General features: G+C 68.9%; 15 protein-coding genes. 11 read left to right on the top strand and 4 right to left on the bottom strand.

Annotated elements, in window-relative coordinates:
* Positions 1 to 27: 27 nt before the first annotated feature.
* Positions 28 to 690, bottom strand: coding sequence for a class I SAM-dependent methyltransferase (locus AB0M22_RS32495; protein WP_364735031.1), 663 nt, complete (start codon positions 688 to 690; stop codon positions 28 to 30).
* Between the two features lie 103 nt (positions 691 to 793).
* Between AB0M22_RS32495 and AB0M22_RS32490 the strand changes: the two genes are divergently transcribed.
* From AB0M22_RS32490 to AB0M22_RS32445, 10 genes are all read left to right on the top strand, one after another.
* Positions 794 to 1,267, top strand: a complete 474-nt coding sequence (locus AB0M22_RS32490) for a nuclear transport factor 2 family protein (RefSeq protein ID WP_364735029.1) — start codon at positions 794 to 796, stop codon at positions 1,265 to 1,267.
* 19 nt (positions 1,268 to 1,286) lie between these two features.
* Positions 1,287 to 1,832 (top strand): TetR/AcrR family transcriptional regulator, encoded by a 546-nt coding sequence (locus AB0M22_RS32485; protein ID WP_364735027.1) that lies wholly within the window; start codon positions 1,287 to 1,289, stop codon positions 1,830 to 1,832.
* 31 nt (positions 1,833 to 1,863) lie between these two features.
* The gene (locus tag AB0M22_RS32480; RefSeq protein WP_364735025.1) at positions 1,864 to 2,652 is read left to right on the top strand and encodes an Asp/Glu racemase; all 789 of its coding nucleotides are present in this window, start codon (positions 1,864 to 1,866) and stop codon (positions 2,650 to 2,652) included.
* Positions 2,653 to 2,721: 69 nt separating this feature from the next.
* A complete protein-coding gene (locus tag AB0M22_RS32475) occupies positions 2,722 to 3,669 on the top strand; it encodes a helix-turn-helix domain-containing protein (RefSeq protein WP_364735023.1) in 948 nt (315 codons plus the stop codon).
* A gap of 78 nt (positions 3,670 to 3,747) precedes the next feature.
* Complete coding sequence (locus tag AB0M22_RS32470) at positions 3,748 to 5,208, top strand: carotenoid oxygenase family protein (RefSeq protein ID WP_364735021.1); 1,461 nt, start codon at positions 3,748 to 3,750, stop codon at positions 5,206 to 5,208.
* Positions 5,205 to 6,194, top strand: coding sequence for an LLM class F420-dependent oxidoreductase (locus AB0M22_RS32465; protein WP_364735019.1), 990 nt, complete (start codon positions 5,205 to 5,207; stop codon positions 6,192 to 6,194). Before AB0M22_RS32470 ends, AB0M22_RS32465 begins: the two co-directional genes overlap by 4 nt.
* Complete coding sequence (locus AB0M22_RS32460; RefSeq protein WP_364735017.1) at positions 6,187 to 7,371, top strand: acetyl-CoA C-acyltransferase; 1,185 nt, start codon at positions 6,187 to 6,189, stop codon at positions 7,369 to 7,371. Before AB0M22_RS32465 ends, AB0M22_RS32460 begins: the two co-directional genes overlap by 8 nt.
* 10 nt (positions 7,372 to 7,381) lie before the next feature.
* Positions 7,382 to 9,154, top strand: a complete 1,773-nt coding sequence (locus tag AB0M22_RS32455) for a class I adenylate-forming enzyme family protein (protein WP_364735015.1) — start codon at positions 7,382 to 7,384, stop codon at positions 9,152 to 9,154.
* Between the two features lie 8 nt (positions 9,155 to 9,162).
* The gene (locus tag AB0M22_RS32450) at positions 9,163 to 10,401 is read left to right on the top strand and encodes an acetyl-CoA acetyltransferase (protein ID WP_364735013.1); all 1,239 of its coding nucleotides are present in this window, start codon (positions 9,163 to 9,165) and stop codon (positions 10,399 to 10,401) included.
* Positions 10,402 to 10,659: 258 nt separating this feature from the next.
* Entirely contained in the window at positions 10,660 to 12,303 is a 1,644-nt protein-coding gene (locus AB0M22_RS32445) for a hypothetical protein (RefSeq protein WP_364735011.1), read from the top strand.
* Between the two features lie 74 nt (positions 12,304 to 12,377).
* Here AB0M22_RS32445 and AB0M22_RS32440 read toward each other — a convergent pair whose 3' ends face one another.
* Positions 12,378 to 13,292, bottom strand: a complete 915-nt coding sequence (locus tag AB0M22_RS32440) for a MerR family transcriptional regulator (RefSeq protein WP_364735009.1) — start codon at positions 13,290 to 13,292, stop codon at positions 12,378 to 12,380.
* Positions 13,293 to 13,359: 67 nt separating this feature from the next.
* Here AB0M22_RS32440 and AB0M22_RS32435 point away from each other — a divergent pair, with 67 nt between their 5' ends.
* A complete protein-coding gene (locus tag AB0M22_RS32435; RefSeq protein ID WP_364735007.1) occupies positions 13,360 to 14,025 on the top strand; it encodes a maleylpyruvate isomerase family mycothiol-dependent enzyme in 666 nt (221 codons plus the stop codon).
* 40 nt (positions 14,026 to 14,065) lie between these two features.
* On the opposite strand, the gene AB0M22_RS32430 is transcribed toward AB0M22_RS32435, so the two are convergent.
* Positions 14,066 to 14,959, bottom strand: a complete 894-nt coding sequence (locus AB0M22_RS32430) for a class I SAM-dependent methyltransferase (RefSeq protein ID WP_364735005.1) — start codon at positions 14,957 to 14,959, stop codon at positions 14,066 to 14,068.
* 165 nt (positions 14,960 to 15,124) lie between these two features.
* A complete protein-coding gene (locus tag AB0M22_RS32425; RefSeq protein ID WP_364735003.1) occupies positions 15,125 to 15,592 on the bottom strand; it encodes a GAF domain-containing protein in 468 nt (155 codons plus the stop codon).
* Between the last annotated feature and the right edge of the window lie 36 nt (positions 15,593 to 15,628).

Raw genomic sequence — 15,628 nt, 5'->3', positions numbered from 1 at the left:
ACCCGCGAACGGCACCGGCGGAAAGACTCAGCTCCGCTGGAACAACGCGCGCCACCGAATGAAGTCCGGCCGTCCGGCCGGGGAGGCCTGCTCGACTCGAACCGATCGCAGATCCTCGCCCGCGAACGCGTCGATCTCGGTCCGGGTGAGCGGCCACGGCGGCCCGTCCACCTCCGCGCCTTCCTTCCGAATCCCCGCGATGACCAGCAGATCCCCACCGGGCGCCACCATCCGCGAGACATTCGCGGTCGCCACGCCCCGCAACGAAACAGGCAGCGCCTGCACGGTGATCGACTCGACCACCAGATCGAACGCGCCGGTCCACTCGTCGGGTGGATCGAGCAGATCGCCCACCACATAGTTCACCTTGGACGCCGGAAACCGTTCCTGCGCAGTGCGGATCGCGGTCTCCGCGACATCGAACGCGGTCGTCTCGAAGCCCAGACCGGCGAGGTGTTCCGCATCGCGCCCGAGCCCGCAGCCCACCACCATCGCCCGCATCCCGCCGGTCCGGTCGTGCCGCTCGAGCCAGTCCACCAGCAGCTCGTTCGGCTCGTCCGCATCCCACGGCACCACCGCCGCACCCGCCGCGGCCGCCACATACAGCTGCTCGAACCATCCGGTCGGATCACCTTGCCGCAGCGACTCGGTTGCCAGCCGGGTCGCATCCCTATCACGAGAATCGGTCACTCGCCGAGTCTGTCAGGCGCCCTCGGCGCCCGCGCGGCGACCACCTTGCGGGTCGCGCGAACGATCTATAAGTTATAGAGCGACCACTAACTTGGGAGTAGATGTGTCAGCTCAGGAAAACGACGCCAACCGCCGCGCCGCTGCCCAGCATGCTTTGTCCGAGCACTTGCGGCTGACCGCCGCCGGGCGCACCGACGAGTGGGTGCAGCTCTTTGCTCCGGACGCGGTGCTCGAGTTTCCGTTCGCGCCGACCGGGGTGCCACGGCGGGTGACGGGACGCGACGAGCTGCTCGCGCACATGAGCAGCTTTCCCGACACCTTCGACGTCGAGTTCGTCGACCTGGTGTTTCATGAGACGGTCGATCCGAGTCTCGTTGTCGCCGAGTTCCGTTCGACGGGCACGGCATTGCCGACCGGCAAGCCGTACCAGCAGACCTGCATCTCCGTCGTCCGGACCGACGACGATGCGCTCATCACCCACTATCTGGACTACTGGAATCCACTGGTGGCGATCGAAGCGCTTACACCCGTCCACGAGTCGTCCGACCCGGCCCGCGGCGTGACTTTTGGCGGCTGAGCAGCACCGTGTTTAACTGATGCCCATGCCCGCCGCCGGCACTACAGCAAAGAGTGATGAACGCCGTCGGGCATTGGTGGCCGCTGCGATAGATTGCTTCGCGCAGAAGGGTTTCTACGGTACGACTACGCACGAGATCGCCGAGTGGGTCGGGATTTCGCAGCCGTATCTCTATCGCCTGTACCCGAACAAAGAAGCACTGTTCGCTGCGGCGGTGGACCACGTGTCCGTGATCATGACCGAGAGCTTGGTCGGGCATTCGCCGACGTCGAGTGGTAGCGATGCCGCGATGGACGCGGTGCGCGGTGCCTATGCCGCGCTCGTCGAGAACCGGACCGTCCTACGATTCCTCATGCACGCGAACTGTGCAGTCGGCGAGCCGCTTGTCGAGGACGCCGTTCGGCGGTGCTACGCCAAGCAGGTCGAGACCGTGCGGCAGTTGCTGGGTGGCGACGATGATGCCGTGCGACGCTGGTTCGGTGCGGGAATGCTCGACAATGTGGTCGCCGTGCTGGGTCTGGCCGATCTCGACGAACCGTGGGCGCACGTCCTGAGCGGAGCATGACCCGTTTCCGTAGACCGGGCATGATCAGCGGGTGACCTCTCTACGACGCCCGATCGCGGTCTTCGACGCCGGCCTCGGCAGCTACTCGGCGGTGGAACTGCTGCATCAGCGCCTGCCCGACCGCGACCTCGTCTACCTCGCCGACCGGGCAAGTTTCCCGTACGGCGCGAAGGACCGGACCGAGTTGCTGACGGTGGTCGACCGTGCCGTCCGCTTCCTCGCCGAATTCGAGCCGAGTGCGATCCTGCTCGCGTCCAACGCGCCGTCGGTGACCATCCTCGACGAATTGCGCAGCCCGGTCCCGATTTTCGGGGTGCGCCCGCCGGTACGGGCAGCGCTGGCGGTGGCCGGCGAGGTGGCGGTGTTAGGCGTGCGCTCACTGGTGGAGAGTGCCGAGCTGGCCGAATTCCTCCGCGTGGAAGCGGATTCGGCGATCACCCGGGTTCATGCCGTAAACGCCTCGGCCCTCGTGGAACTCGTGGAAAGCGGCGACTTCCTGTTCCGTCGCGAGCACACCGCGACGGTCATCGCCGATTTCCTGGACACCCTGCTCGCCGCCCACCCAGCCATCGCCGCGATAACCCTGTCCAGCACCCACTTGCCTTGGCTGCGTGACTATTTCGAACGCGCCCGCCCCGAGCTGCGCCTGTTCGACCCGATCGAAGGCGTGGTCGACCAGATCCGCCCGCTGTCGACCCCGGGCACCGGCACCGTCCTCGGCCTGGTCACCGAGAACGAGCAGTACCCGGCCAGCGAGTTCCGCGAGATGCTCGCTCGGCTGGAGATCGACCTCGAGCTGGAGTCCGTCGTCATTCCCTGAGCGAGTCGCGCAGGAGACAGGATGAACTACAGTTAATGAAGTGCAACGAGGCCCGGGAGGTGCAAGCGGATGACAGAGGAACCGATCGACCCCGCAGAACCCACCCCGCACCCCGTCGCGGCCACCTTCGACCTGCTCGGCGACCGCCTGACGCTGACCATCCTGCGACACGCGTTCGTTAACCACACCCGCAGGTTCAACCAGTGGATCGAACGCACCGGCGCCCCGCCCGCGGTACTCACCGCACGCCTCACCGCCCTGGTCGACGCAGGCGTTTTCGTTCGCACCCCGCAGGTGGCATCCCCGGACCGCTTCGACTATCTGCTCACCGACCTAGGCATGGCGACCTGGCAAATCCTCGTCTCGGTCTGGAGTTGGCAACGCGAATGGACCGCCGAGGGCGCGCTGCACCCCGACCTGGTGCACGACGCCTGCGGCCACCGCGGACCACCGGTCCTGATGTGCCGATCCTGCGGCCGCACCGTCACCCCGCGCGACACCGAGGTCGACCTCGGCGACGATGCGTTGTGGCGCTTCACCTCCAGCGGCCGTCGCCGCGCCCGCGCTCCCGTCTCCGCGCGCACCGACATGCAGTTCGACGAGGTCATGGAGGCGATCGGCGACCGCTGGAGCGCCACCGTCACCGGCCTCGCGCTGGCCGGCATGCGCCGCTTCGGCGACTTCCGCACGGCCATGAACATGTCGCCGACCACCTTGACCGAGCGCCTGTCCCGCCTGTGCGACGCCGAGATCCTGCGCCGATCCGGCGAGGGCGCCGGCCGCGAATACCGGCTGACCCCACGCGGCCGCGCCCTGTTCGCGATCTTCGCGTTCCTGCTCGCCTGGTCGGACCTCGCGCACCCCGCCGCACCCGAACCAGGACTACGCATCCGTCATCGCGAATGCGGCGCTCCCCTCGCACCGGCCCTGCGCTGCCGAGGCTGCGAGGCCGAACTCGACCGCGCCGCCGTCCGTTTCGAACCCGTCTCGCAGGCGGTACTCGACCGCCTGGCCTGAGCCGCCCACCAGCGCCTCTTGACACCTCCCATTGAGACGCGTATCACTTCAATAACTGTAGTGAAGGGCAGGCGACTCATGACGCTCAACGAAGAACTCATCGCACCGGCGGCGCAGGCGCTGACCAATCCGTATCTGGAGGGCATGTACGCGCCGACCGCGGACGAGATCACCGCGACCGACCTCACCGTCCTGCACGGCGAACTCCCCGTCGACCTCGACGGCGTCTATGTCCGCAACGGCCCCAACCCCCAGTTCGCGCCGATCGGCCGCTACCACTGGTTCGACGGCGACGGCATGTTGCACGCGGTGCACTTCGAGCAGGGCAAGGCCACCTACCGCAACCGCTACATCCGCACCACCGAGTTCGAGGCCGAGCGCGCCGCCGGAACCGCGTTGTGGCGCGGCGTGATCGAGCCGTGGGACGACAACCCGCCCGGCGATCGCCGCGAACGCAACTCCGCAAACACCGACGTCGTCTTCCACCACGGCAACCTGCTCTCGCTCTGGTACCGCGCGGGCAAACCCTATGCGCTGGACCCGATCAGCCTGCAGACCCGCGGCGTCGACACCTTCGGCGGCACCCTGCCCGGCGAGATCTCCGCGCACGCCAAGGTCGACGAGCGCACCGAGGAATTCATCTTCTTCGACTACGGCATCCACGCGCCCTACCTGCGCTACGGCATCGCCGACCCGTCCGGCACGGTCACCCACTACACCGGCCTCGAACTGCCCGGCCCGCGACTGCCGCACGACATGGCGATCACCGAGAACTACTCGATCCTGATGGATCTGCCGCTCTACAACGACCCGCGGGCCGCCGCGGCCGGCCGATTCAAGCTGTTCTTCGACCGCAACCTGCCGAGCCGCTTCGCGGTGCTGCCCCGCCGCGGTGACGGCGCGGAGGTTCGCTGGTTCGAGGCCGCGCCCGGCTACATCTATCACACGGTCAACTCGTGGGAGGAGGGCGACGAGATCGTCTTGATCGCCTGCCGCGTCACCAAGCCGAGCCCTGTCTCCGACCGCACCAACCCGCTCGCCCAGTTGCTGGCCTACCTGCGCCCCGAGGCCACATTGCACAGGTACCGCTTCAACTTGCGCACCGGCGCCACCATCGAGGAGCCGATGGACGACGTCAACACCGAGTTCCCGGCCATCGATCAGGGCACTACCGGACAGCGCGGCCGCTGGTCGTATCAGATGCGGTTATCCGTAGACAGCACAATGCTTTTCGACGCGGTGATCAAGTACGACCTGCGCACCGGCGCGAAGCAGACCCAGCCGTTCGGCGACGGCTTCTTCGGCAGCGAACTCACCGTGGTGCCCCGGCCGGACGCCCGCGACGAGGACGACGCCTGGCTCACCATGTTCGCGTTCAACAGCCACACCCAGCTGTCGGAGGTGTGGATCTACGACGCCGCCGACCTCGCCGCCGGTCCCGTCTGCCGCCTCGGCCTGCCCACCCGCGTGCCCCTCGGTTTCCACGCCACCTGGGTCAGCGGTGAGCGGATGCGCGCGGCCGCCGATCCGGTCGAGTGAGCGCCGCCGACCACCAGCTGAGCGTGAGCCTGCCGTACTGGCAGGACCGCGATCCGTTGGACGCACTCGCCGTCGCCGAGGCCGCCGAGAAGCTCGGCTACCACCGCCTGTGGATCGGTGAGATGGCGACTTTCGACGCCTTCGCCCTGGCCACCGCGATCGGGCTGGCTCCGGGGCGGATCCCGTTGTGCCTCGGGCCCTTTGCCGTCGACGTCCGCACGCCCGCCACCATCGCCATCGGTGTCGCGAGCGTCGCGGCGCTGACCGGTCGATCCGTCGATGTGGCCATCGGCAGCTCGAGCACGGTCGTCGTCAGCGGCTGGCACGGTCGCGAAAGGCGACGCACCGCAACGCATCTGGCGGAGTCGGCGCACATCCTGCGCGGGCTGCTCGCGGGCGACAAGGTCGACTTCGACGGAGCGGTGGAACGCACCAAGGGCTACCGCCTCCGCCTCGCGCCACCGAACTCGTCGATCACCGTGGCCGCCTTCGGCACCCACGCCTTGGCCGCGGCTGCCCGCACCGCCGACCGTGTGGTGCTGAATCTGGTCACCCCGGAACAGGTTTCGCGATGCGCCGCGATAGTGCGTCAGGCGGCGGACGAGGCCGGTCTACCGACCCCCGCACTCTCGGTGTGGGTCACCGCCGCCGCGGACCCGACCGCCGACATCCTCGCGACTGTCCGCCGCGGCGTGGTGGGTTATCTCCGGGCGTCGGGCTACGACGCCATGTTCGAGGAGGCGGGCTTCGGCGACATCGTGCGTCTCGCGCACAGCGGCGCACACCCCCGTGAGGTCCTCGCGGCCGTACCCGACGAATTACCCGCAGCGGTAGGCATGTTCGGCGACAACACCACCCTGGCCCATCGCCTCGACGCGTACCGCACCGCCGGCGCCGACGAAATCGTCGTGGTCCCGGCCACTTCGGCCCAGGACCCGGCCGGTCACCACACGCTCGAAACCCTCGCGAGGATCGACCATGCCTGACGCCTACATCTTCGACGCGATCCGGCTACCCCGCGCACGCGTCCGCAGAACCGGCGGCACCCTCGCCGAGATCCCACCCTACGAACTCTTCGGGCAACTGCTCGTCGCGCTCGAAAACCGTTCGCTCAGTCCGGATTCCGTCGACGACATCCTGGTCGGCATCAGCACGACGGTGGGGGAGCAGGGCGGAAACCTCGCCCGCGCCGCCGCCCTGTGGGCAGGCTGGCCCGACCGGGTGCCCGGCGGCGTGGTGTCGCGGCTGTGCTGCTCCGGCCTCGACGCGATCGAGAGCGCGGCCGCCCGAGTTGCCGCGGGTTACACCGACGTGATCGTCGCGGGCGGAGTCGAGTCCATGTCCCGGGTCCCGATGCTGTCCGATCGCCCCGCCATCGCCACGGACACCGACCTCGGCGAACGCACCGGCTTCGTCACGATCGGCGTATCCGCGGATCTCACCGCCGCCGCCCACGGCATCACCCGCCCGGAACTCGACGCCTACGCGGTCCGATCACACCAGAAGGCCACCGCCGCACCGAGTTCCGACTCCGTTATCCCGGTCCGCAAGGGCGGCACCGTGCTCCTCGACGCGGACGAGGGCGCCCGGGCCGACGCGGACAACGACGCGTTCGCCGCCCTACCCGCCCTGTTCGGCGACGATCCGGCGTGGACGCGGGTAGCCCGCCGACTACCCGGCTCACCGCACCCAGCGGACGGTCTGCACACCATCGCCACCGCACCCCAGCTCGCCGACGGCGCCAGCGCATTGGTCATCGGCAATCGGAGCGCGGAACAACTGCTCGGCCGCCCACCGATCGCCGCCATCATCGCTACCGCACAGACCGCGGTGCGCTCCCCGCTCCTGACCGCCCCGGCCACCGCCGCCAGGATGGCACTCGACCGCGCCGGCCTCATCGCCGCCGACCTGCACGTGGTGGAAGCCAACGAATCCTTCGCGGTCACACCGATTCTGCTCACCCGGGAACTCGCCCTCGACGAGCACCTGGTCAACCCGTCCGGCGGCGCCCTCGCCGTCGGCCACCCCCTCGGGGCGACCGGCGGCAACCTGATCGTCCAAGCGCTCGACGCACTCACGCGCACGGGCGGCGAACACGCGCTGGTCACCATTCCCGCGGCCCTCGGGCTGGGCTCCGCGGTCGTGCTGCGGCGTCTGAATTGAAGGAACACCCATGGTCGACTCATCGATCACCGCGGCCGACACAGCCGCCACCGCCGTTGATTCCGGCGGGTCCGTCCACACGTGCCACCCCGCCGACACGGTCCGCGGATATCTCGAACATGGTTGGTGGCAACCGGATACGCTCCCGGAGCTCTTCCAGCGCCGGGTAGACGCCGCGCCGAACGCGCCCGCCATCACCGACCCGGCCAACCTCGCCGCATTGACCGGAGCGCAACCGGAAACCCTGTCCTGGCGCGAACTCGACGAGCGCAGCGGCGATCTCGCGGCGGTGCTGTATCGCAACGGCATTCGGCAGGGCGACGCCGTCGCGGTCCTGCTGCCGAACTCGATCGCGTTGACCGCCACCTACTTCGCGCTGTGGCGGCTCGGCGCGGTGGCGACCCCTATGCCCGCCTCCTACCGCCGGCACGAGCTGTCCGGCATCGTCGCGGCCGCCGAGGCGAAGGCGATCATCACCGCGGGCGCGCTGTCCGGCCGCGAACTCGCCCGCGAGGCACTGGAAGTCGCGGATCACACCCGCACCGTCTTCGCCTTCGGCCCCGGCGTACCCGACGACGCGATCGCTCTCGACGGCCCGGTCGCCACCGCCGACCGCGAGCGCCTGCGCTTCTACGTTCGCGGACTGCCGGTTTCGGTCAACGACCGCGTAACCATCTGCTGGACAAGCGGGACCGAAGCCGCGCCCAAGGGAATTCCCCGCTGCCACGGCGACTGGATCGCCATGGCCTGGGGCGTCCAAGACGGCCTGCACCTCAGCTCGGAATCGGTGCTGCTCAACCCCTTTCCCATGGTCAACATGGCAGGCTTCGCGGCATCGTTCCTGCCCTGGCTGCTCACCGGCGGCCACCTGGTCCAACACCACCCCCTGGACCTCCCGGTGTTCCTCGGACAGATCGCCCGGCACGCGGTGACCCACACCAGCATGCCGCCCGCGCTGCTGACGATGCTGCTGCACAACGAACCCCTGCGCGCCTCGGTCGACCTGTCCTCGCTGCAACGCGTCGGCTCCGGCGGTGCGCCGTTGCCGCCCAGCGTCGTTCGCGGCTGGCAGGACCAACTCGGCATCGAGGTGCTCAACTTCTTCGGCTCCAACGAAGGCGTCTCCCTGCTCGGCGCACCCGTCGACTTCCCCGATCCGGAGATCCGGGCGCAGTACTTGCCGCGCTACGGCGCACCGGGCGTCCGCTGGTCGACCCGTCTCGCCGAGAGCACCCGGGTCAAACTCGTCGACGTCGTCACCGGTGCCACGGTCACGGAAGTCGGTGGTATCGGCGAACTCCGGCTCCTGGGCCCCGCCGTGTTCGGCGGCTACCTGCCCGGCACCGCGACGGCCGAACCCTTCGACGACGACGGTTTCCTGTGCAGCGGAGACGTATTCGAGCTGTGCGGCCCGGACGGCCGATACCTGCGTTTCGTCGACCGGATCAAGGAGATCATCATCCGCGGCGGCATGAACATCGCGCCCGCCGAGATCGAGGGTCTGCTCGCCGACGCGCCTGGCGTAGCCGACGTCGCCGTGGTCGGTTACCCGGACCCGGTACTCGGCGAAAAGTGTTGCGCCTTCGTAGTTCCCGCCCCCGAATCCGCCGTCACCCTGGACGGTCTCGTCGACCATCTGCGCGCCCATGAGGTGGCGTCGTTCAAATTGCCCGAGCGACTGGAGATCGTCGAGTCGTTGCCCCGCAATCCGGTCGGCAAGCTGCTGCGCCGCGAGCTGCGCGAAACGCTCACCGGCAACCCGTCGACCAACCAGCACACGTAGGAGTTCCCATGCCCACCAGCACCATTCACCTACTCGGCGGCAGCCAGTCCGACTTCGCCGTCAACTGGCATCGCGCGGGCAAGGGCTTCGACGCGCTCATCGGCGAGGTGGTCGGCGCGACCCTCGCGGCGGCGGACGTCGCGCCGAGCGAGGTCGGCGTGATCCACGTCGGTAATGCGTTCGGCCAGTTGTTCACCGGCCAGGGCCAGCTCGGCGGCATGCCGGCCACGGTCATCCCGGAGCTGTCCGGCATTCCGGCGAGCAGGCACGAAGCCGCTTGCGCCTCCGGCAGTATGGCCTTGCTCGCCGCGATGGCGGACCTGGAGTCGGGTCGCTACGACTGCGCGCTGGTGGTCGGCGCCGAGCTGGAGAAGACCGTGCCGGGCGACGTCGCCGCGGGCTATCTCGGCGCGGCCGCGTGGGTCGGCCACGAGGCGCAGGACGCGAAGTACGTGTGGCCCACCATGTTCGCCGATCTGGCCGACGAATACGATCGGCGCTACGGCCTCGACGACGCGCACCTGCGCGCGATCAGCGAGCTCAACATCGCCAACGCCCGCACCAACCCGCTTGCGCAGACCCGGGATTGGACCTTCACCCCGGACAGCTTCGGCGCCGACGACACCGCGAATCCGCCGGTGGCCGGCCGACTACGCCGCCAGGACTGCAGTCAGATGACCGACGGCGCGGTCGCCGTGATCTTGGTCTCGGATCGATTCCTGGCCCGCCGCACCGACTTACGTCCCGCGGAGCACGCCGTGATCACCGGCTGGGGTCATCGCACCGCGCCGTTGTCGTTGGCGCAGAAGCTGACTGCCGCCGCCGACGACCCGTACGTGTTTCCCCATGTGCGCCAGACGATGCTCGACGCGCTGGGACGCGCCGGACTGCCCGATATCGATGCCGTGGACGGTGTCGAGGTACACGACTGTTTCTCGATGTCGGAGTACATGGCGATAGATCATCTCGGCATCACCGGCCCGGGGGAGAGCTGGAAAGCCGTGGAGGGCGGCGACATCGGGCGCGACGGCCGGATTCCGGTCAACCCCGGCGGCGGATTGATCGGTGGTGGTCATCCAGTCGGCGCGACTGGTGTACGAATGGTACTCGATGCCTACAAACAGGTCACCGGGAAAGCAGGAGCTTACCAAGTGCCGGACGCGCGCCGCTTCGCCACCCTCAACATCGGTGGGAGCGCCACGACCGCAGCGAGTTTCGTCGTGGAGAGCCAGACGAAACGGTCATAGTGAAGTCGACTCGTTCCTGATCGCGCCGTATTCGCCGCCGGGGCAAAGACACTCGGAGCCGCCGCCGGACATCGGCAACCCTGCGGTTGCGGATCGTCGCGCCTGTTCTATGATCATCCAGGAAACGCGTTCGCGGCACGCCGCATTCTCCCGGCAAATCGACGGTTTTCGCTGGCAACGGTGCGTCGACGGCGAATGCGATGTAGCCTTCCCACGCGTGATCACTTGTCTGCCATCGAATCTCCTCTTGGAGCCGAAATGACCATCCAGCATCCCATTGAGGACGAGGTCACACAGCTGGCGCGGCGGGTCGAGAAGGCCCGCGGCCGGCTGGCATACCAATTCGATCCCGCGTTGACCGAAGCGCTGTCCGAGGACGAGCTGCTAGCCGAACGCGAGCTCGCCGAGAAGATCCGCGGGCAAGACCGTGGTCAGCGCTGGAAAGAGGCTCAAGCCGCCGCGGGAGCGGCCGACCGCGCCAGGCAGACCACCGAAGCGATCGAGAAGGCCGACATGCGAGATCTACTGGTGGCCCGCAAGGCAATTGCCGCCCAGCGTCGCGAGTCGAGCCCACACGCCAAACTGGCCTCGCTATATCGGCACCGCGCCTGGTCACTGCGGGCGCTGGCCGGTGTCGTCGGCGCGGGCATGCTGTGGTCCGCGGTCAACGTCCAGCACAACATCGCGCCCGGCGGTCCCGGTGACCCGCTGTACTGGTTCAGCTACCTGCTGGAAGGCATGATCAGCGTCTGCCTGATCATCATCATGATCGGCACCAACAAGGTGGCCGAGTGGGGTGTCGTCGACAACCGCAAGCAGGTCGTCGCCGCCGAGGTCGCCCTGCTCGGGCTGACCGTCACCCTGAACACGTATCCGTACCTGCGCGCCGAGCACTGGTACGACGCCGCGGTGCACGCGGTCGCGCCGGTGATGATCGGCGTCTCGCTGCTCATCCACGACGCCGCCAGCGCGCGCTACGGCCTGGCCATCCACCGCGCCACCGACCAGGTCCGGGATCTGCCCGACCCGGCCGAGCAGATCCGCCGCACGCTGCCCACGCTCGCCAGCTACCGGATGCGTCGTCCGGCCGCGGCCGAGATGATGGCGTCCAACGCGTTCGCCGAGCTGACCGTCGAGGCCGAACCGGATCCGCTCGCGGAACTGAACGCGGCCCCGGCCGGCGTCCTCGACCCCGAGATCGAGGACGCACCGGCGGTCCTGATCGCCGACGAGGACGAGACAGTGCCCGAGGCCCCGGCCCCGACCCGGTCGGCCTTCCGTTCGGCCGCCCCGGCGCCGTCGGCGAAGGTCGTGGCCGCCGCCACCCTCGGCAGCGACCTCACTGACATCACGGCCGAGACCCGTTCGGTGTCGAAGTCCGAAAGCGCCTCCGCGCCCAGCGCTTCGAAGCCGGCCCAGGTCGACGAGCCGGTCGCGAAGACCAAGCCGGTGAACGGGGAGAAGCGCAACGGGGTCGACAGCAAGCCGATCACCCCGGTGAACGGCTCCAGCGCGCCGGCCAAGCCCGCCGCGCCGGCCGCCGCTGCCAAGCCGGTCGTCGCCCCGGCGGCGCCGAAGCAGGCCGCGCCGACCAAGATCGCCGCGCAGACCGCCCCGGCCAAGCCCGCCGCGGAGAAGATCGCCGACCGCCCGTCCGCGACCGCCGCCGCGTCCGCCACGACCGCCGCCATCAAGCGGCAGCCCGCGGTCGATGAAAAGGCGACCACCGCAACCGATCCCAAGGCCGCCAAGGACACTCCGGCCACCCCGGAGATCCACGACACCGGCCAGTTCCGCATCGCCGAGATCCTCGAACAGGAACTCGCCGAACTGCAGGCCGCCCGCCGCCGCGCCCGGACCAGCCGCAAGACGTCCACCCCCGCGGCCGGCCGCGACCGCTGAGGATCCCGGGCCCGACAACTCCATAAGTCTTCAGCCGCTTCGTGTTTGCCCGAAACCCGGGCCCGCGAGCGGCTCTAGACGGTCTGCCGCAGCGCGTCCAATAACCAGTAGTGGACGGCTCCGACCGTGGTCTCCGTGCCGGTGATGTCGGCCGTGAGCCGCCAGAAGCGATGCAGCCGCGGATCGGTATCCGTCGCGCCGGTGGTGAGTAACGCACGCCGGAACCGGGGCGTGTCCCGTTCGCACCTGGCCGCCGCGTGCGCGTGCACGTACTGGTCGAGTTCGGCTCCCGGATGCGGACTTTCGTGCGCGGCGACCACCGGCGCCGCTACCTCGAAGGCCCCCGCCACCGAGGTCACGAACTGCAGCCGATCGCTGATCCGATCGCGATCCGACCGCCAGATCTGCTGCTTCATCGCCGTTTTGACCTGCGGATCGGTGGTGAGGGCGGTGAGCTCGGCACACGCGACCACCTGCGCCGGTCCGGGTTCGCTCGGCATCGGCGGCACGTTCATGTCGATGAACGAATCGAACTCCTCCTGCGGCAGCGGCCCGAGAATCGGCCGCCAGAACGCGACCACGCTGTCGATGACCACACTCCGGTCATGCACGCGGGCAAGCAGTTCCAGCCGGCGCGCCCGCTCCTGCGGCGGCGCGCTCTCGATGGCCAGCAGCGTCGCGCGCCGCCAGCGCAGCGCCTCGAGCTCCGCGTCCAGCGCGGCCCGTTCCGCGGCGGCGACCTCGCAGATCGACTCGCTACCGTCCAGCACCCGCATGATCGCGGCCAGCGGCAACCCCATGGCGCGCAACCGGCGAACCAGCAGCAGCCGGTCCACCGCGGCCGGGTCGAACACCCGATGACCGCCGCCGCTGCGGCCCGACTCCAGAACCCCGCTGTCGCAGTAGAACCGGATCGTGCGCACGGGCACGCCGGTGCGGCGCGCCAACTCGCCGATGCTTACCGCGGCATGAAGTGTGTCCTCGGTCACATCTACTTGCACCTCCACTTGAGTGGAGTTCTTACGGTAGTGGAACTTCGAACGAGAGGTTTGAGCTATGAACCACATCGAAACCATGACGGACGAGGACATCTGGCGCGCCGTCGCCGCCGAGCGACAGACCATGGCCGACCTGCTCGCCGACCGCACCGAATCCGACTGGAATCGCCAGTCCCTCTGCGCGGACTGGCGGGTCCGGGACGTGGTCGCGCACGTGGTGCTGTGCACCCGCGCGAACCTCGGCTGGATCCTGATCAACCTGATCCGGGCCGGCGGCAGCGTGCACGGGGCGTTGCGCGACACCGCCATTCGGCACGCGGACAGCGTCAGCACCCGGCAGTTGCACGCGGAGCTGCGGGCCAGCGTGCCGTCGCGATTCTTCCCGGTCGGCACGGTGCCCACCGACCGGTTGCTGGACATGCTGGTGCACGTCCAGGACATCGCGATGCCGCTCGGCCTGGTCCGCGAGACGCCGTCCATCCCGGCGCGCGAGTCGCTGAATCGGGTGTGGGCCACGGGTTCCCGGTTCGGCATAGAGGAGCGGCTGGCGGGTTATCGACTCGTGGCCACCGACATCGACTGGTCGGCCGGCGACGGCTTGCTCGTCGAAGGCACCGCCGGCGCTTTGCTTTTGCTCGCGACGGGCCGGACTGTGGCCGCCGCGCAGCTGACCGGCCCTGGCGCGGGCACGCTCGCCGCCACCCTCATCGCGGGCGCGGCGTAACCGCAGGGGCTGCCGCCGTCCGCGGCAGCCCCTGGTGCGCTCAGGACGGCTTGACGGCCGTCAAATACTTCATGCCGTTGAACATTTGGGCGTACGGCTCGAGCACCTCGGTCAGCGGCCGGTCGTATCGCGCGGCGAGTTCCTCGGGCGGCGCGGCCTTCGTGGTCCAACCCTGCTTGGTCAGCCACTCGGCCGGATCCGAGCGATCGTCGGTATACAGCAGGTCGGCGATGTCGATCTTTCCGAAGGACGTGTCCCGCATCTGCTCCGTCTGGAAGTCGGCGAGCTGCTGGAAATCCACGTCGCTGCCGAAGGTGTCGGTGGCCAGGCTGCTGCCCGGCGCGGAAAGCTGATCGATGCGCGCGAACAGCGCGTCCTGCGCGGCCCCGGGCAGATACGGGAGCAGCCCCTCGGCCGACCACACCGTGGGCCGGGCCGGGTCGAAGCCCTCCTCGATGAGCGCCGCGGGCCAGTTGTCCCGCAGGTCGACGGCCACCTCCCGGCGATCGGCCGTCGGCGTGGCGTGCGCGTCGGCGAGGACCTGCCCCTTGAACTCCAGCACCTTGGGTTGGTCGATCTCGTAGACGACCATGCCCTGCGGCCAGTCCAGGCGATAGGCGCGGGCATCCAGTCCGGCGGCCAGAATCACCGCCTGCCGCACCCCGGCCTCGGTCGCGGCGCGGAAGTGGTCGTCGAAGAACTTGCTGCGCAGTCCCATGAATCCGAGGCCGAGCGGGCTGTCCGCCCACAGTTCCGGATCGTCGATCAGCCGGTTCGTGTCCGGATCGCCGGCCGCCGCGACGAACAACGCGGCGAATTCGTCGTGGACCAGGGCGTCGGGCTGCTTCGTCTCGGCCGCCCGGATGGCCGCGACGAACAGCGCGGTCATCCCGACGCTGCTGACGATGTCCCAGGTATCACCTTCGGTACGCATGCTGCTCTCCTCGAAGTCTTCGAATGACCTGCGCGACAAGCAGTCCCGGAAGAAGAGCACGCGAACCACTGTGTCGGCCTGGCAATAACGCTGCTGTCGATAAGGGGTAGAGCGGTAACCAGAATTGATCCTACGACTGAGCGGTCTGCTTTGCAGAACGCCTGGTCAGAGGCGTGGATCGGCCAAGGCCTGCTCGGCGGCCGCGCGCAACTCGGCCAGTTGCGCCCGCTCCTGCGGGCTGTAGTCGCGCACGTGGTCGTCCAGCACGCAGACCGTCCCGTAAACGCTGCCGTCCGGATTGTGCACCGCCAACCCCAGGTAGTTGACCAGCCCGAGCTCGACCTCGTCCTCGTTGCCCGCGAAGGCCGGGTCCGCGCGCGAATCACGCACGAACAGTTCGGCATCGTTGTCCACGACCCGCTCGCAGTACAGCTCCTGCGCCTCCGCGAACGCCGCGCCCTTCTTGCCCTCGGCGCCGACCGTGTAATGGACTTCCGCCGCACCGGCGGTCGCCTCGACCGCCATGTGCGTCGGCGTGGACCGCATCACCAGCACCGACCGCACCCCGAGCGCGGCCGCGGTCTGTTCGAGCAACGATTCGATCGGCCGGAACTGCGCACTGCTGTCGGACATGACGACCTCTCTCGGCACGAGACACACGGGACAAGT

This window comes from Nocardia sp. NPDC051756, from assembly GCF_040681495.1.
GTDB lineage: Bacteria > Actinomycetota > Actinomycetes > Mycobacteriales > Mycobacteriaceae > Nocardia.
The sequence above is the reverse complement of the archived record's forward strand: the minus strand, read 5'-3'. Positions and strand labels throughout refer to the sequence as shown.

What these genes read in the sequence shown, in the direction of transcription:
- AB0M22_RS32485 (WP_364735027.1), top strand. Translation starts at nt 1,287, where the DNA reads ATGCCCATGCCCGCCGCCGGCACTACAGCAAAGAGTGATGAACGCCGT.
- AB0M22_RS32475 (WP_364735023.1), top strand. Translation starts at nt 2,722, where the DNA reads ATGACAGAGGAACCGATCGACCCCGCAGAACCCACCCCGCACCCCGTC.
- AB0M22_RS32470 (WP_364735021.1), top strand. Translation starts at nt 3,748, where the DNA reads ATGACGCTCAACGAAGAACTCATCGCACCGGCGGCGCAGGCGCTGACC.
- AB0M22_RS32460 (WP_364735017.1), top strand. Translation starts at nt 6,187, where the DNA reads ATGCCTGACGCCTACATCTTCGACGCGATCCGGCTACCCCGCGCACGC.
- AB0M22_RS32455 (WP_364735015.1), top strand. Translation starts at nt 7,382, where the DNA reads ATGGTCGACTCATCGATCACCGCGGCCGACACAGCCGCCACCGCCGTT.
- AB0M22_RS32450 (WP_364735013.1), top strand. Translation starts at nt 9,163, where the DNA reads ATGCCCACCAGCACCATTCACCTACTCGGCGGCAGCCAGTCCGACTTC.
- AB0M22_RS32445 (WP_364735011.1), top strand. Translation starts at nt 10,660, where the DNA reads ATGACCATCCAGCATCCCATTGAGGACGAGGTCACACAGCTGGCGCGG.
- AB0M22_RS32435 (WP_364735007.1), top strand. Translation starts at nt 13,360, where the DNA reads ATGAACCACATCGAAACCATGACGGACGAGGACATCTGGCGCGCCGTC.
- AB0M22_RS32430 (WP_364735005.1), bottom strand. Translation starts at nt 14,959, where the DNA reads ATGCGTACCGAAGGTGATACCTGGGACATCGTCAGCAGCGTCGGGATG.
- AB0M22_RS32425 (WP_364735003.1), bottom strand. Translation starts at nt 15,592, where the DNA reads ATGTCCGACAGCAGTGCGCAGTTCCGGCCGATCGAATCGTTGCTCGAA.